This is a genomic window from Shewanella sp. SW24 (assembly GCF_025653395.1).
GTDB classification, from domain to species: domain Bacteria; phylum Pseudomonadota; class Gammaproteobacteria; order Enterobacterales; family Shewanellaceae; genus Shewanella; species Shewanella oncorhynchi.
In genome coordinates this window covers 34,142-50,988 of sequence record NZ_JAKKSH010000010.1, presented here as the reverse complement: position 1 = coordinate 50,988, position 16,847 = coordinate 34,142, and the positions used below count along the sequence as shown (strand labels likewise).

The following is a 16,847-nucleotide window of genomic DNA, read 5'->3' as shown; positions in this document are numbered from 1 at the left end:
CTAATTTGCTTGATGGCGCTATGGGTGACGAGTCGCCCCTACGTTACCTTGGCGCTTAGCCACTTAAGATGAGCCCAGATAAACGCCCCGAAATGTCACTTCAGGGGCGCGGATGGATTAAGGTTTACTTTGCTAAGGACTTAAAGTGGTTGTACAGCGTATTGCTGAAACTGCTGTCGTAGGTGAAGCGATAAAACTGTTTATTTACTGATGTATCAAAAGCCTTGTTTAGCTCAACTTCGGTCAGCAAGTAAGGGCTGACTAGGTAGTAGTGTGCACTAACCATTTCGCGCTCAATAGGGTCTTCAACTATTTGAGTTATGGTCAACAGCTGCTCATTACTTGGACTGGTACTAATGCCCCATTCATATTGCGCTTCGGGTTGGCCGAAACTATCGAGAAGAGTGAACTTATTGGGCGTATCTTGAATATACCCGTCAGGGTAAGCGTACGACCAGAAGAGTTGCACTAGCAGCTTAGAGTACATCTGACTTGCTGTTGCAACATCAGTTTCATGTTTGATGGGAGCTTCATTGCGGCAAATCACATCGGCAACTTGCTTAAGATCCATACGATATATCTGTGCAGGCCAAGCGAGTGGCGCCAGTTTAAGATCCGCAGGGAGGTTCACTAGCAAATCTTGCCAGTCAGCGGCACTGTTTTGGTACTTCTGAAAATTCATTTGGATTTCGACATCAGTGCCAGCGTAGACGGTTTTTAATAGGTTGCCCTCGATGATCGGCTCTTTACTGGCATAACCTTGATCGTTACGTGTGGAATTAATCCATTTTTGCATCGGCTCATTCCAACATTCGGTTTCAGTATCCTCTTGAGATGTTTTTTCGATGAGCATAGCGACTTTACCTGAGATTACGCCAGTAAGGCTTTGCTTATCAACACCATAATCCAAGGTGATAAAATGACTGTTGCGTACGGTTTGTATACTGAGTACGTGTAATTCGCCTGCTTGATTGTGCATACTGCTATACACATTATCCCAGTCAACACTGTTCATGGCTTTGTCATCAACCGGCGCTTCCATATAACCGAAGGACACTAAGGTGCTTTCCACCTTATTAGTGACGGCAACAGGATTGGTTTGCAGATAAGCATCAGTGCCAAATCCATACCCTAGGATTAAATTCTCGAAGGCTTCAAATGCGGCGATTAACACTTCGATGGCTGCCAAAATTTCCACTGTGCGCTCATTGGTGAGATTTAGCAGATAATCGTGTAACAGCAGCGTGTCGATAAATGTCGGTTGCAGGGTGATTTCGGGCGAAAGACTAAATAAATCGGCTTCAACTTGTTTAAATCCACTGGCGTATAAGGTTTTTAGTTTTGCTCGGAACTCAATCACTTGCTGTGGCGTTAAGTCGGCCTCAATCATCTTGCGATAGCGTGAAAATTCAATATTAGTCAGCGCATTGATATGACCCGCATGATCGGGCAGGGCAACGATATTCATGCCGCCAGTGGTGGCGTTGGTGTTAGCTGCGGCGGAGCTCATCGCCAATGCTGAGCGTGCAGATGACGCCGCGTTATCAATCCAATTGGCCAACAGGTAATAGTTAGGTTTTTCGGTCTCGCTTTTCCAATCTATTTGATATTTACCATCGGTATCCGTCGTTGTGCTAGGTTCGCCCTCAGAGCAGCTTAAATCCTGGTTAAGATCGACGCACACGTTGGCCCCCGCGATAGCGCCGATATAAGTGACCTGACCTGTGACTTTATGTGCGTATTCTGTGGGTGGCGTCGGCTCTGGGATCGGTGTTGTATCATCTTTATCGTCCGAGCCAGAACATGCCGTCAGCAAACTGGTGGCGATAAGCAAAGAGAGCAGTTTAGGTTTAAACATCTTGTATCCTTACGTGAATATACTCGGCAACTTCCATCGCCATTATTTAAGCTGTGTCTATTTTATTTTAATATGAATCAATATCTTGGAGCGTTTTTCTATTGTTCAAATGTGATTAGCTTTACATTGGGTACGATGACGGGGTAGGCAATAGCGGATAGCAATTGAGAACGCTTTTGATGAGACGTTTACCATTTTTTAGAGAAATCCCTTTCGCTACGACTTAACATCCAATCCTGTAATTAACTCAGGCGACTGTTGTGCTAGTGTTAATTGCTTGTGTATTTTCCTTTCTGTTTAAAAATCAATCAAGTATACAAAAGTATGAAAGGTGCATACTTAGCTTGAAGATTTTAATGGGAGACTTGAGCTGGTTAGATCGCACATTCGAGCATTAACAGTGGTATGCCATTGGCTTCAGCTTGTTGCATACGTTCTGCCATGTCTGTTGGACTCAGTCCAGGATGGATAGGAATAAGCTTTTCTGATACCAATAATGGTTTGAGTTCAGCGCAATTCACTGTTTTGTCAATGCTGATGGTCTGGACGTTAAGTTCGATTAAGCTTGGCCAATTATTTGAGCTAATGCGGCTGAGGAACAGGCTATCGAGTTGCAGGTTTTTACCAGAAAAGTCAGTGACCTTCATATCGGTCAGCATTAAGGTTTTAAGATTATTACTGTTCAGATTACCGAGTGTGCTGAGCGTGCCACCTTTTAAGCTTAGGGTGTCGAGATTGTTAAAGGCGCTGAGATCTTGCAACGTCACTATGTCTGTGGGGTTAAATTGGCAGTTAAGCAGACTGAGTTCTTGGCTCTGCTGAATAGTGAAGAGTTTAGTTTGTTTTTGGATGCAGTCATTAAGTGGCATATTGCTGAATTTAACGGCGGATATCGGTTGTGAAATTTCAGTAGCGAGCTCCGTTTCAGGCTCATCAGACTCGCTATTGTCTGGCCCAATATCCTCTTCGAGGGCTTGTTCATCTCCCATATCATCGAGTATTGGCGCATCATCTTTAGCCATTTCATCTGCCATATTTTGTGATGCAGTTGGGTGGGGCAAGCCCTGTTTAGCAGCAAATGCATTGATCAAGGCGTTGGCTATTGCATCCCCTTTCTCGCCTGTGAGTCCATCGACAATAGCTGGTGTATCATCGCCTAAAACACAGAGCCGAAATCGATGAAACAGACTCGTTAAGGTGTTTACCCGTGCCTGATTAATATTCATGTCCATTAAGGTTGGAAAAGCGTCGCCTAGGTTTTGGAGTTTAGGGTAAGTGTTGAGCCTATCCACATAGGCGTTGAGCTCTTTGATTTGTGTTCTGAAATCTGCCACAAGTTCTGGTTGATGGCATTGACTCGCATGCGGAACTTGCTGCTGTAATTCTTTAAAATACCTAAGGTACTCATTCGCTAACGTAAGCTGTTGCTTTGCCTTAATCGCCAGACGTTGAGGAATGCCTTCCCTTATAACGGCAAGTGCATCGCCTTGATGACGATCTAACGCATCGTCAATTTTGTCCTCAGGCGCTGTTTCCCCTAATGCAATGGCTTGCTCTATGAGTGGTACTGTTTGGCTGTCAAAAGTCGCCAAAGCCTGATCTCTATCCTGTGCGGCGCTAGCAGGAAAAATACTGCAGGCAAGTAAACTACACAGTGCAATAATTCTTATCTTTTCCATAAGTATCAATATCCGTTTAGCTTCAATTTTCAGATTATTTTAAAACATACATAGTAGGTTCCAGTTAGCTAAGCAGGGGAACATTGCAAAATGTTGATAATTGCTTACCTATCGCCTGTATTTGGTGCAAGTCACCATATTGAAATTTCAATGGTTCAATTTGAGTATCCATCACTATCAACAAATCATACCCATGGGGCTGGCCGAGACGTTGCCGTATTTGAAATGCTGCGATGTGGTTGATGGGGATGACTTGTTGAGTTAGCAGATAGAGCGAACTGACTTTAGTGGTGATCAGTTGTCGTTCGAGATCAATCTGAATACGCCTTCGAGCAAATAGCAGATGCCAACTAAGAAGTGCAATGAATGACCAGATAATCACTTCGCCATAGGACCAATGTTCAAAACCTAGTGCGTTAAATAAGGTGATTGAAGCGACTAGGCTTGCAAAAATCCAGCGCCCAATGCTTTGTGCTCGAGTTTTAGCCATGATTGCTATGGTCGGTGAGAGTTGTTTAAAGTGCATCGCTATAGGCTTCCAATAAACTTCATCGCAAAGCCAAACACCATAATAAATGGCAGCGGATAAAACAGTTTAAGTATTAATTTGGGGTGCCAAAGTGGTTCGATATCTGCCGAAGGCGGACGATGAGTAGGATTGTCATTCTCTTTAGCGTCAATCGCTTGTGCGCTATATCCATCGACCGTGTTGATGGTGTCGACCTCTTGCACTAGCGGTTTATTCTGATCATTTAGCGAGAGTGACGCGATAAGTGGTTCATTCGATGAGAGTATGTCTAGCTCACGGATATTGGGAAATTGGGTGATTTGCTCTTTGGCAGGAAGATTAAATGTCTGTACAAAGAACATCATAGCTTGAGTGGTATCGGTTAAACTGCCGATGGAGTACACAAGATTATGCAACTTAAGCTCATATTGGTTTCTGTTGTAACTATCGTGGCGCAATAGTAACTCAGTAGATTTCAGTGGTGCTAGGTAGGCTTTTTCGAAGTGATACCCCAAAAATTGTGATTGTACAAAGCGTTGCTGACTTGGATTATCGAGCACTAAATGCTGCTTGAGCGCCCAGAGAATGAGCACTACAGGTAGCAACAATGCCACCATAAACTGGTAAAAAGTCTGCTCACCGCCGTCGAGGGTGATCGTCATGATAAGAGATGCCGAAAGTGGCAATAGTCCCAATAATGCTAACCCTCGACGAACATAATGGCTCTTAGTTGCAAGGCGAAGCTGTTCAGGTAATCCATCAGGATTGATAAATCTTTGAGCTTTTTTAGATAATTGCGAATACTGCATCACTACCTTGCCTTTATGTCGTTGTCTGTTTTAGGTCACTTACGGCAATTTGGAGAGGAACCAACCTTTTGGTGTTTCGACAAATTTGCAACTGACCGAGGCTTGATTATTGGGGCTGGTGATCAGCAGTTTAACTCTTGCTTCTTGGATAGCGCCTTTTTGCCGTTTAAATTCGTCTGCTGTGCTATAGCTCACTCCTTTGGGAGTAATTTCATCCATGGTTCGGTCAACATACCAGCGCTTGTGGGAGCGTTGCAAAATCTCGCCAGCATATTCCTGTTCTTTTTGAGTTGGTGCGTATGGCATAAGAGCGATAAAAGCCGCTAGGTCTTGGGTCTTAATAAAATCGAAAGTACCTAAGCAGCGTTGGGTTAATTCATCGTCTAATTTTTGATTTACTGCTTGCACACATAGCGGCATAAATAAAAGGACGATTATGGATAGAGTTCGGGCGGAGTGGGTTAGTCGCAAAATAAACGTCCTGGTGATGAAAGTGAATCTCGGCTAACAGACAGGCTAAGCGATTGACATCTAATATGTTGTTAGCCTGTTTTTTTCGTCAGTTATTTTTGCGTGTAGAGTTCATCATCACAATCACGCTAAAGTATTAACTTGTTTCTGATTTGTTATTTGATACTGCATTTAGTGTTAACTTGCTCACCAGTATTTCTATGGAGGGTAAATATTAATGCGTGTTTTCAGTTCAGGTTGCTTAGTGGGTTTATTGGCGTTATCAATGGGTACTTTTACGTCGTTGCCGTTACAGGCGGCCGATGAGGAATTATTTACACTGTTTCCTACGGCAAAGTTAAAAGAAGAGCTGACTCGCCACTATGTTGAGTATCCTTTTATTATCAGCGTTGGCGAGAGTAGAGCGGACTTTAGCTTTAAGCCGATATTTGGCCAGTTACAGCAGCAAACATACGAATTAGCACCTGAATATAGTCCTAACCATATACTCGATAATTATCGGGCTCAATTGAAAAAGCTTGGCGGTGAAGTATTATTCGAGTGTCGTCTTGAAACGTGCGGTAATACTCGGATATTGCGAGAGAATATTGCCTTGTTGGATGGCGTGATTGGTGTCGATAATGGTTATTTATTCGCTCGAGTTAAGCATGAGCAGAAAGAGTTTTATACTGCGATACAAACTGCAAGCACGACTAATTCTTATGCAACTATCCATATCACGACCTTAGAAGTTGTGCCTGAACCTTTAGGTTTAGTCACTGCTAATGCGGCATTTTTACAACAAGCACCTAAGCAGATTGAGTTTAATGACAATGTACAAAAGGACACTGAAGGTGCTGAAGATCATCCGTTGCTAAGTCGCTTAAAGGGCGCTGTGATTCATGAATTTAAACGTCAGGGTTTTGCTAGCACAGCTTTCGTATCTGCTATGGATGCTGCCAACAAACCTGTGGTGGTGGAGCGTGCAGGTAAGCTGACTCAGAATGGTTATCAGTTGCCAAAGGAATACTCAAGTTATGAGGTGTTTAGCAACTATAAAGCAGCGCTGACTAAACTCGGCTTCGAGGCGCAATTTGAGTGTAAGGGAGAGGCCTGTGGCCCTGAAAGAAAATTTGTCGAGGCAATTGATTCTTTAGTCAATATTGGTAATGAAGAGAGCCAGTTTTATGGCTGGTATACCTTAACTCGCCCCGAGGGCAATGTGCATGTAAGTACTTATACCATTGGCTTTATTGGCGGCTTATGGACAGAGTTACGGGTATTGGAAGAAACTCAACTTAAGGATGACCGTGTCGGTATCAACCTTGCGGCTTTGACTGATCAAATTGAAGCTAAAGGACATGTCACCCTAGAAGGGCTGTTATTTGAGTACGATAGCGACAAGTTATTACCAGAAGCTCTGCCCGTTGTGGAAGTGCTGGCGAGTTATTTAAGCGCTAACCCAAGCCGCGCATTTTATGTGGTTGGCCACACTGATGACAAAGGCAACCAAGCTTATAACCAAGGTTTGTCACAACGTCGTGCTGTTGCAGTCGTCAAGTTGCTTACCGCAAGTCATGGTATTAAAACTCAACAGCTTGAAGCTGTGGGTATTGGCGAGCATGCGCCCATTGCCAGCAATAATGATGAGGCGGGGCAACAACAGAATCGTCGAGTAGAGTTAGTGCTGAGATCGGATACTAAGTAAACACAATAGCTTGATTCAATAGATATAAAAATGGCGCTCACAGTTAACTAAGTGGGCGCCATTTTTGTTTATCTGTGATCGCTCAGCCGAAAATCTCAGCCAAGCGATATTCACACTAAGATAGTGCCGGGAAGGAGAGCGAGCTGCCAATCCCTAGAGGCAGGCCAAAGCCCCAGTAAGCCAATAAGAAACCGCTCCAAAGTAAAAGAAAACTGATTGAAAATGGCAACATCAGCGCCACTAAGGTGCCGATGCCTGATTCCTTAACGTATTTTTGGCAAAACACCACAATTAACGGAAAGTAAGGCATCAGTGGGGTGATGATATTAGTGGATGAGTCGCCCACTCGGTAAGCGGCTTGAGTCAAATCCGGTGACACACCTAGTTCCATTAACATGGGTACCATAATGGCGCCAATCAATGCCCATTTGGCTGAGGCGGAACCTACTAATAGATTGACGAACGCCGTGAGAAACACAATTCCCACCAAAGTCACACCCATAGGAAGGGCTAATTCCTTTAACGCCAACGCGCCTTTAATGGCCATTAATGCGCCTAAATTGGATTGACCAAAAGCATAAATAAACTGGGCGCAGAAAAAAGCCATGACGATGTAATAACCCATGCCGCTCATGGATTTGCTCATGCCTTGAATAATGGCTCTGTGGTTGTTTGCCGTGCCAGCGGCATAGCCATACACGATGCCGGGAATGAGGAAAAACACAAAAATAATCGCCACAATGGAGCGCATTAATGGCGCTGAAGCACTGGTTAGGGCGCCGTCAGTAGCACGCCAAGCAGAATGTTCACCATAGGCGGTTAATACTAATCCTAATGCACACAACAACATGGCGGCCATGGCGAATTTGAGTCCGCGGCGCTCATGGGGTTGCAGTTCATCTAGGGTTGGGAGCGTGCTGGGATCGCCATTCACCGCAGTGTTTTTTAGGCGCGGCTCGATAACTTTATCCGTTAAGAACCAGCCAACTAAGATAATTAAAATGGCAGAAGTCGAAGTAAAAAAGATGTTATTTAGTGGGTTAATCGTTAATGTCGCGGCCGCGGGGTCGGCTGATAATCTTGCCGCTGCCTGAGTTAAGCCCGCTAGCATAGGATCAAGGCTGGATGGCACGCCAACGGTCGCAGAAAAACCACCGGATACGCCAACGAAAGCGGCGGCAATACCGGCTAAGGGATGACGACCCGCGGCATAGAAGATCACCGCGCCGAGTGGGATAACGAGTACATAACCCGCATCAACCGCGACATGGCTCAGAATACCCACGGCTATCAATACCGGGGTGAGTAACATCTTGGGGGTAACAGATAAAATGGAGCGCAGCCCTGCATTAATAAAGCCAGTATGTTCAGCAACGCCTAGGCCCAGCATGGCCACAAGCACCACACCTAGCGGCGGGAAAGTCACAAAGGTCGTGACCATCGCCGAGGTAAAAGCGGTTAACGCACCACCATCAAGCATATTGACGACTTGAATCGGGTTACCAGTACGAGGGTCGATTTCATCAAAACTGACACCCGATAATCCCCAAGAGATCAACCAGACTAAGCCCAGAAACATCGCAAATAATACTGCTGGGTCGGGCAGTTTATTGCCGACGACTTCGACGCCATTGAGAAATCGCTGGAATCCAGTGACAGGTTTATGATTTTCCATTTGGGTGCCGCTTCCTAAAAAATGATGATTGTTATCGGTGATTATAAAAACGCAGCATTAATTTAAGCTTGGTTTAACTAATCGATAAGAAATAAAACACATAAAAATCTATCGCAGTGGCTTTAGTGCGGGTGGATTTAATCATCACTAAATCAATTTAGCCGCAAATAAAAAGCGCGGGTTCATGACTGAACCCGCGCTTTTTTATGAAACGATATTTTTGACTAAATAACCGTACCGAACAAATCCACTACGCGCTTATGCTTTTGGACCTGCGTTGCGGATAGCGTCTGACACTTGATACTTAGCGAAGTTTTTAGTGAAAGCTTCTGCTAGTTTCTGGGCGTATTCGGCATATAGCGCTTTATCGCCCCAAGTGTTGATTGGATTGAGTAAATTGCTGTCTACACCACTTACTGCCACAGGAACGGCGAGGTTCAAGGTGTCTAAGTGGACGGTTTCCACATCTTTCAACTCACCGCTGACAATCGCATCGACGATGGCGCGGGTGGTTGGGATGTCAAAACGTTTACCTACACCGTGTGGGCCACCAGTCCAACCAGTGTTGACTAAGTATACTTGGCTGCCGAAGGACTCAATGCGCTTCATCAACAGTTCTGCGTACACGCCAGCAGGGCGTGGGAAGAAAGGTGCGCCGAAGCACGTTGAGAAGGTGGATTGAATCGCTGAGGTTGAGCCGATTTCAGTCGAACCCACTTTGGCGGTATAGCCAGATAAGAAGTGGTATGCCGCTTGTTCTTTGGTCAGGATAGAAACCGGTGGTAATACGCCAGATACGTCGCAGGTTAAGAATACAACCGCATGTGGCTCAGCGCCGCAGTTGTCTTCTTTACGTTGGGCGATGTGCTCCAGCGGATAGGCTGCGCGGGTATTTTCCGTTAGGCTACTGTCTTTGTAGTTAGGTACGCGGTGTTCGTCCATCACGACGTTTTCAAGCACAGTGCCGAAACGAATCGCATCCCAAATCACGGGCTCATTCTTCTGGCTTAAATCGATACATTTGGCGTAGCAACCGCCTTCGATGTTGAATACGCCGCCGGGTGCCCAGCCGTGTTCATCGTCACCAATCAGGAAGCGTTTTGGATCGGCAGAGAGTGTGGTTTTACCTGTGCCAGATAAACCGAAAAATAGCGTAGTGTCGCCATTTTTACCTACGTTAGCCGAACAGTGCATTGGGAGCACGCCTTGGGCTGGCAGTAGGAAGTTTTGTACTGAGAACATAGACTTTTTCATTTCGCCAGCGTATTTCAGGCCAGCGAGCAGCACTTTACGTTCGGCGAAGTTTAAAATCACGGTCGCATCTGAGTTAGTGCCATCACGTTCTGGTACGCAAACAAAGTCAGGGGCATTGATGATCTGCCACACTGGTTTGTCTTTACGATTAAATTCTTCAGGAATGATAAATAGATTGCGGGCGAACAGTTGGTGCCAAGCGTATTGCGTAGTAACACGTACTGGTTGGTAATGTTCAGTGTCGGCACCGACTTCGAGATCAGATACAAACAGTTCTTTATCGGCTAGGTAAGCTTCAACCCGTGCCCATAAACCTTCAAAAGCACCTGGATCGAAAGCCTGATTGACTGGGCCCCATTCGATATCAGCTTCTGAACTGGGTTCTCTTACAATGAAACGATCGCCAGGTGAGCGACCGCTGCGAGCGCCTGTTTTAGCAACTAATGCGCCATTGGCTGTCAATTCACCTTCGCCGCGTAGCAGGGCAAATTCGACAAGTTGTGCTGTTGAGGGGTTAAAGTGAACGCGGTTTAATCCATCCGCCATAGTGAGGTCTCCATTTGATTTGTAAGGTTATTTTAATATCGATCGTCTGCCGATTTAATTTTATTTATCGCCTGAGTCGTGCTAGGTGACAAAGTGAGGGCGATTGTAGCCTAAGCCGAGTGCAATGTGTGAGGGGATTATAGGTATGAATAAAAAATGGGCGCCAAATAGGGCGCCCATTTTTTAGCGGGAGTCGTTTTACTGCTGGGTTGTTGATGTTTGACCGTTAGCAAATAAGGTTGCTACGTCTATGGCATCAAAGGTGTATTTAGCGTGGCAATATTCGCAACCCATTTCTATCTTGCCATCTTCGGCGAGTATGGCTTCGATTTCTGCTTGATCTAAGGTCTTGATCGCACCTGCACTGCGTTCATGGGAACAAGTGCATTTAAAGCTCACATCGATAGGATCAAATAAGCGTACTTCTTCCTGATGATAGAGACGATGTAACACGCTTTCTGCATCAAGAGTAAATAGCTCTTCGGCCTTGATGGTCGACGTCAGTTGGCTCAAGTGTTCGAAGTCGGCGTTGTGATCTTGCTGGCTTGGCAGAATTTGTAGGAACATGCCCGCCGCTTGTTTGCCGTCGGCAAATAACCAAATTCCCGTAGGTAACTGCTCAGATTGATTGAAGTATTCTTCAACACAGGCAGCAAGCGTTGGCTTGTCTAGTGCAACGACACCTTGGTAGCGTTCACCTTCGTCGGGTGTTAAGGTGATGACCATATAGCCTTGGCCGAAGAGTTCTGTGAGGCTAGCATCATCGGCGAGTTCAGCATTCCAGCGAGCCACACCGCGTAACTCTTGTAAATTGTTACCGTTGATCACTGCTAAAGAAACAGGGCCGTTGCCTTGTAACTGTACGCTGATATCACCGCTAAATTTCAATGTAGCGGTTAATAGTGAGGTGGCTGCCATTAATTCACCCAGTAGCACTTGCAGTACGGCTGGGTATTCTTGGGCGCTGATCACTTGTTGATAGCTGTCTTGTAACTGCACCAGTTCACCACGCACATCGGCATTGTCGAACAAGTAGCGGTGTAAAGTATCTTGGTTCATCGTGTATCTCACTGTTAAAGGTCTTTAAAGCGCATGAGCTGGCGTCGTTGCTTTTTATCTGGTTTCTGATCGGGTATCGGGTTATTGAGCATGTTGAGACGTCGTTGCTCAGCATTTATGGCCCGTTTAGCCAGACTTGTCGCGGTTTCTTCGTACAATTCTTGTGCAATCGCACCACTTTGGCGTAATTGCGATAATTTTTTTATGACGATCTCTTTATCGTCATATCCTTGGCGTATCTTAAGGACGGCGCCTATCTCGGCATTCCTACTAGATTTGGCGCGCTGGCCGTTGTAATGTACTTTGCCGCCGTTAATCATTTCTTTGGCGATGGCACGGGTTTTATAGAAACGTGCAGCCCAAAGCCACTTATCGAGTCGAATGTCTGTTTTGTCGCTTTGACCTTGAGTCATAGTGTCTCCAGCTAAAAGATCGATGAGTTCACATGCCGAGCAAGAAAATGCGTGAAGTGCATTTTTATTATGTTAAAGGGTGGCGTGCTTCACACCCTTTTGTGGCGGGCAAAGTTAGCATAATTGGCCTATTTTCGCCAATTTGAATGCTGTTAAGGGCTTGTTGCCAAATGCAGCCTAGGTTAGCATGAGGCGGTTATTGCCTAATTATTATAATCAGAACAGAGACCTGTATCGAGGGTCCACATAAAATATGGATTTATTAGATAAAGTTATCGCAAAAGCCATTGGCATGCCCCATAAATCCCTAAGCCGGATCGTCTTCTGGTTGGGCTTTATTGTGATCATGTTGTTAGCTGCGCAAATTACATGGAAATTAGTGCCTACTAGCTCATCACCCAGTGCTTGGTCGCCAACGCCCGTTAACCTGACGGGTAAAGGTGCTGGGCAGGTTGATCTTGCGGGTTTACAGCAGCTTGGTCTCTTTGGTAAGGCAGATGCTAAATCTGAAAAGCCAAAAACTGAGGTTGTTGAGACTGTGACCGACGCGCCTAAGACCACACTCTCTATTCAGCTCACTGGCGTTGTTGCATCGACAGCGGATCAGAAAGGCTTAGCGATCATTGAGTCAAACGGCAGCCAAGAGACCTACAGCTTAGGCGATAAAATTAAGGGCACTTCGGCATCACTGAAAGAAGTCTATGCCGACCGTATTATCATCACTAACGCTGGCCGTTACGAGACATTAATGCTCGATGGCTTAGTTTATACTAGCCAAAGCCCAGCTAATCAGCAGTTACAACAAGCTAAGACTAATAAGACTGGCTCGGCAGTGAGCCGTGTCGATCAACGTAAAAATGCCGAAATCTCCCAAGAACTCGCCGAATCCCGCACCGAATTGTTAGCCGACCCCAGTAAGATCACCGATTATATTGCCATTTCACCTGTCAGACAGGGTGACGCTGTGGCGGGATATCGCTTGAATCCAGGGAAAGACGCCAATTTGTTTAAGCAGGCGGGTTTTAAAGCTAACGATTTAGCCAAATCGATTAATGGATACGACTTGACCGTAATGAGTCAAGCGTTAGAAATGATGAGCCAATTACCCGAGTTAACCGAAGTTTCTATTATGGTTGAGCGGGAAGGACAATTGGTTGAAATCATGTTTAGTTTGCCGCAATAACACGCGTTAGAGGAAAGAAAAAGAATGAATAACAAAAGGATTCGACGCAAGCTGATTGCTGGGGTTGTTGCGGGTGCAGCCATGTTCTCCTCCCAATTCGCTTGGTCTGAACAGTATGCGGCCAACTTTAAAGGCACGGATATTCAAGAGTTTATCAATATAGTTGGTAAAAACCTGAATAAGACCATCATAGTTGACCCGACAATTCGCGGCAAAATCAACGTTCGCAGTTATGATCTGTTGAACGATGAACAGTATTACCAGTTTTTCCTCAACGTCTTACAAGTTTACGGTTATGCCATCGTCGAGATGGAAAATAACGTTATTAAAGTCATTAAAGACAAAGATGCCAAAACCGCTGCAATTCGAGTCGCTAACGATAACGACCCTGGTCTTGGTGATGAAATGGTGACGCGTATCGTGGCCTTGTATAACACTGAGGCTAAGCAATTAGCGCCGTTATTGCGTCAACTTAATGATAATGCGGGTGGCGGCAACGTAGTGAACTACGACCCTTCCAATGTCTTGATGTTGTCTGGCCGTGCTGCTGTAGTGAACAAGTTAGTCGAAATTATCCGTCGAGTGGATAAGCAAGGCGATACCTCGGTGCAAGTCGTGCCGTTAGAATTTGCTTCTGCGGGTGAAATGGTACGAATTATCGATACCCTTTATCGTGCTACCGCTAACCAATCCCAATTGCCAGGACAAGCGCCAAAAGTGGTTGCTGACGAACGTATCAATGCCGTGGTCGTGAGCGGTGATGAGAAGAGCCGCCAACGTGTGGTTGAGCTTATCCATCGTCTCGATGCCGAACAAGCCAGTACAGGTAACACAAAAGTTCGTTATCTACGTTATGCCAAAGCTGAAGATTTAGTTGAAGTGCTGACTGGTTTTGCCCAAAAGTTGGAAGGCGAGAAAGATCCGAGCGCTCAGGCTGCGGGTGGTGGTAAACGCCGCAATGAAATCAATATCATGGCGCATACTGAAACCAACGCCTTAGTGATCAGTGCTGAACCCGATCAGATGCGCACTATCGAGAGCGTGATTAATCAACTCGACATCCGCCGTGCTCAAGTGTTAGTTGAAGCGATTATCGTGGAAGTGGCTGAGGGCGATAACGTTGGCTTCGGGGTGCAATGGGCGGCTAAAGCGGGCGGCGGCACTCAGTTTAATAACTTAGGCCCAACCATAGGTGAGATTGGCGCTGGTGTATGGCAGGCGCAGGATGTGAAAGCTTCCCAAACTTGTACAGGTTCGGGTGATAATCAGACCTGTACAGATAACCCTGACACTAAAGGCGATGTTACTTTACTCGCCCAAGCCTTAGGCAAAGTGAACGGTATGGCTTGGGGCGTGGCCATGGGCGACTTTGGTGCCTTAATTCAAGCAGTGTCGAGTGACACTAACTCAAACGTACTGGCAACGCCTTCTATTACCACCTTAGATAACCAAGAAGCCTCGTTTATTGTGGGTGACGAAGTGCCTATTCTGACAGGTTCTACCGCCAGCTCGAGCAACAGCAACCCATTCCAAACCGTTGAGCGTAAAGAGGTTGGGGTTAAACTGAAAGTGGTGCCGCAGATCAACGAAGGCAGCTCTGTTAAGCTGACGATTGAACAGGAAGTTTCTGGGGTTAACGGTAATACAGGCGTGGATATTTCCTTCGCGACTCGTCGCTTAACCACTACCGTTATGGCGGATTCTGGTCAAATTGTGGTACTCGGTGGTTTGATCAACGAAGAAGTACAAGAAAGTATACAAAAAGTACCGTTCTTGGGTGATATCCCTATTCTAGGACATTTGTTTAAATCTTCTTCGAGCAAAAAAACGAAGAAAAACCTCATGATCTTCATCAAGCCAACGATCATACGTGATGGCATCACGATGGAAGGGATTGCTGGGCGTAAATATAATTATTTCAGAGCATTACAGCTTGAGCAGCAAGAGCGTGGCGTGAACTTAATGCCAAATACTCAAGTGCCAGTGTTGGAAGAATGGAATCAGTCTGAGTATTTACCTCCTGAAGTTAACGAGATTTTAGAGCGTTATAAAGAAGGTAAAGGCTTAGATACTCAGATGCGTAAAACGGATCCAACGCTCAAAACGCTCGATGAAAACAAAAACAAAGATAAAACCAATGAGTGAAATTCAACTATCCCAAGTCGATGACCTCAGCCAAGTCTCTAATGAGCTAGGCCTTGAAGCTGAAGGTGATGAGGTATTTCGTTCGAGCAGTAAAGAGCGTTTACCTTTTGCCTTTGCACACCGCCACGATGTGGTGCTCGCGCTGGGCGAAACGGGCGAGTTAAGCTTGTTCTATACGAGTAAAACACCGTTAACGGCTATGCTCGAAGCGCGGCGTTATTCGGGTGTCGATTTGCCTTTGGTTAAGCTCGAAGTGGCGAAGTTTGAGGCCAAACTCACTCAAGCATATCAGGCGAACTCGTCTGAAGCGCAGCAGTTGATGGAAGACATAGGCAACGAGATGGATTTATTCACCCTTGCCGAAGAGCTGCCGCAGACCGAAGACTTGCTTGAAGGTGATGATGATGCGCCTATCATCAAACTGATTAATGCCTTGTTATCTGAAGCGATTAAAGAAGAAGCGTCGGATATCCATATCGAAACCTACGAGAAACAGCTTGTAGTGCGGTTCCGTATCGATGGTGTGCTCAAGGAAGTCCTCAAGCCAAACCGTAAACTGTCGTCGCTGTTAGTGTCGCGGATTAAGGTTATGGCTCGCCTCGATATCGCCGAAAAACGTGTGCCACAGGATGGCCGTATTTCCCTGCGAATCGCAGGTCGTGCGGTAGATGTGCGGGTATCGACCATGCCATCGAGCCACGGTGAACGTGTTGTACTGCGTCTGCTGGATAAAAATACTGGCAACCTCGATTTAGAACAATTGGGGATGACAGACAGTATTCGGGTTAAGTTTGAAGATCTTATTCGTCGTCCTCACGGGATCATTTTGGTGACTGGCCCAACGGGCTCGGGTAAAAGTACCACTTTGTATGCGGGTTTGACGGAGATCAACTCCAAAGACACCAACATACTCACAGTAGAAGACCCTATCGAATACGAGTTAGACGGCATCGGTCAGACCCAAGTAAACACTAAGGCCGACATGACCTTCGCCCGTGGTCTGCGCGCAATTTTGCGTCAAGATCCCGATGTCGTGATGATAGGTGAGATCCGTGACCTCGAAACTGCGCAAATTGCGGTACAAGCGTCACTCACTGGCCACATGGTGATTTCAACCCTGCATACCAACACAGCGTCTGGCGCGATTACACGTTTGCAAGACATGGGCGTAGAGCCTTTCCTCGTGTCTTCAAGTTTACTCGGCGTGTTGGCTCAACGTTTGATCCGAACCCTTTGTCCTAAATGTAAAATCGAGCATGTGCCCGATGCGCGTGAGCGTGAGTTGCTGGGCATAGCCGCTGATGATGACAGGCGTATTTTCCGTGCCAATGGTTGTAAATCCTGTGGTAACAATGGCTACCGTGGTCGAACCGGTATTCATGAGCTGTTACTGGTTGACGATAATGTGCGTGAATTGATCCATGGCGGCCGCGGAGAGTTAGCCATCGAAAAGTATATTCGTCAGTTTGTACCGAGCATTCGTCACGATGGCATGAGCAAAGTGCTCGCGGGCATCACCACTCTCGAAGAAGTGCTACGTGTGACTCGCGAGGAGTAATT

General features: G+C 46.0%; 13 protein-coding genes. 4 read left to right on the top strand and 9 right to left on the bottom strand.

Features of this window, described 5'->3' with window-relative positions; all coding sequences use genetic code 11:
• Positions 1-124 precede the first annotated feature (124 nt).
• The 5 genes from L5M17_RS10150 to L5M17_RS10130 form a co-directional block, all read right to left on the bottom strand.
• Positions 125-1,858, bottom strand: coding sequence for a hypothetical protein (locus L5M17_RS10150; RefSeq protein ID WP_263147086.1), 1,734 nt, complete (start codon positions 1,856-1,858; stop codon positions 125-127).
• A gap of 374 nt (positions 1,859-2,232) precedes the next feature.
• Positions 2,233-3,537: a hypothetical protein gene (locus L5M17_RS10145; protein WP_263147083.1), complete on the bottom strand. Its 1,305-nt coding sequence runs from the start codon at positions 3,535-3,537 to the stop codon at positions 2,233-2,235.
• A gap of 64 nt (positions 3,538-3,601) precedes the next feature.
• Entirely contained in the window at positions 3,602-4,063 is a 462-nt protein-coding gene (locus L5M17_RS10140; protein WP_263147081.1) for a hypothetical protein, read from the bottom strand.
• Positions 4,064-4,065: 2 nt separating this feature from the next.
• Positions 4,066-4,857 carry a hypothetical protein gene (locus tag L5M17_RS10135; protein WP_263147078.1) on the bottom strand — a complete coding sequence of 264 codons (792 nt, stop codon included), beginning with the start codon at positions 4,855-4,857 and terminating at the stop codon, positions 4,066-4,068.
• A gap of 36 nt (positions 4,858-4,893) precedes the next feature.
• Positions 4,894-5,262 carry a hypothetical protein gene (locus L5M17_RS10130; RefSeq protein ID WP_263147076.1) on the bottom strand — a complete coding sequence of 123 codons (369 nt, stop codon included), beginning with the start codon at positions 5,260-5,262 and terminating at the stop codon, positions 4,894-4,896.
• 280 nt (positions 5,263-5,542) lie between these two features.
• Here L5M17_RS10130 and L5M17_RS10125 point away from each other — a divergent pair, with 280 nt between their 5' ends.
• Positions 5,543-7,012 carry an OmpA family protein gene (locus L5M17_RS10125; protein WP_263147075.1) on the top strand — a complete coding sequence of 490 codons (1,470 nt, stop codon included), beginning with the start codon at positions 5,543-5,545 and terminating at the stop codon, positions 7,010-7,012.
• 115 nt (positions 7,013-7,127) lie between these two features.
• Here the strand turns inward: L5M17_RS10125 and L5M17_RS10120 are convergent, their stop codons facing one another.
• The 4 genes from L5M17_RS10120 to hslR form a co-directional block, all read right to left on the bottom strand.
• A complete protein-coding gene (locus L5M17_RS10120; protein WP_263147072.1) occupies positions 7,128-8,687 on the bottom strand; it encodes an AbgT family transporter in 1,560 nt (519 codons plus the stop codon).
• 258 nt (positions 8,688-8,945) lie between these two features.
• Entirely contained in the window at positions 8,946-10,487 is a 1,542-nt protein-coding gene (locus L5M17_RS10115; protein WP_263147068.1) for a phosphoenolpyruvate carboxykinase, read from the bottom strand.
• Between the two features lie 198 nt (positions 10,488-10,685).
• The gene (gene hslO / locus L5M17_RS10110) at positions 10,686-11,546 is read right to left on the bottom strand and encodes an Hsp33 family molecular chaperone HslO (protein ID WP_105250990.1); all 861 of its coding nucleotides are present in this window, start codon (positions 11,544-11,546) and stop codon (positions 10,686-10,688) included.
• A gap of 14 nt (positions 11,547-11,560) precedes the next feature.
• Positions 11,561-11,959: a ribosome-associated heat shock protein Hsp15 gene (gene hslR, locus L5M17_RS10105; protein ID WP_006083650.1), complete on the bottom strand. Its 399-nt coding sequence runs from the start codon at positions 11,957-11,959 to the stop codon at positions 11,561-11,563.
• 253 nt (positions 11,960-12,212) lie between these two features.
• On the opposite strand from hslR, the gene gspC reads away from it, so the two are divergent.
• From gspC to gspE, 3 genes are read left to right on the top strand one after another with little or no spacing between them, the layout of a single operon-like run.
• Positions 12,213-13,142: a type II secretion system protein GspC gene (gene gspC, locus L5M17_RS10100; protein WP_263147065.1), complete on the top strand. Its 930-nt coding sequence runs from the start codon at positions 12,213-12,215 to the stop codon at positions 13,140-13,142.
• A gap of 24 nt (positions 13,143-13,166) precedes the next feature.
• Entirely contained in the window at positions 13,167-15,287 is a 2,121-nt protein-coding gene (gspD, locus tag L5M17_RS10095; protein WP_263147063.1) for a type II secretion system secretin GspD, read from the top strand.
• Positions 15,280-16,845: a type II secretion system ATPase GspE gene (gene gspE, locus L5M17_RS10090; protein WP_105250994.1), complete on the top strand. Its 1,566-nt coding sequence runs from the start codon at positions 15,280-15,282 to the stop codon at positions 16,843-16,845. The genes gspD and gspE overlap by 8 nt, the downstream gene beginning before the upstream one ends.
• The last annotated feature ends 2 nt before the right edge of the window (positions 16,846-16,847 follow it).